The organism is Streptococcus mitis (genome assembly GCF_001579035.1).
In the GTDB taxonomy this organism is placed as follows: Bacteria; Bacillota; Bacilli; order Lactobacillales; family Streptococcaceae; genus Streptococcus; species Streptococcus mitis_J.
In genome coordinates this window covers 1-381 of the sequence record NZ_KQ970332.1, presented here as the reverse complement: position 1 = coordinate 381, position 381 = coordinate 1, and the positions used below count along the sequence as shown (strand labels likewise).

General features: G+C 29.9%; 1 pseudogene. It reads right to left on the bottom strand.

The features are described 5' to 3' along the window. Positions 1-381: pseudogene (locus SMIDD26_RS10940) on the bottom strand (hypothetical protein); the annotation flags it as partial.

Sequence of the window (381 nt, the reverse complement as noted above, 5' to 3'; positions counted from 1 at the left end):
ATATAAAACTAGAAATCTCTAAATATTTTATCCAAGGAGATTGAGACATCTTACTTTTAAACTGACTGATTTTCCTATACTCGCTAGCTAATCTAGTATCAAAATCTTTACCAATTATATTAAAGATTAAGAACTCCAGGATAAAAATACTGATTAATACGATATAAGTAGAAACCTTTCCTGGGAAAAATTTATTGATTAAAATTGGAAAACTCATTAACAGAATCGAGTTTATAGCCAAACAAATGGATACTATTTTATTCTTCACAGAGTATATAGGTAACGATACTATCGAATAGAGAAACGCTAAAAAAATAAGCAAGAAATACTCTGTGCTGCTAATTAGCGGCGCCCTTAATGATAAAAATAGATAGGCACCCC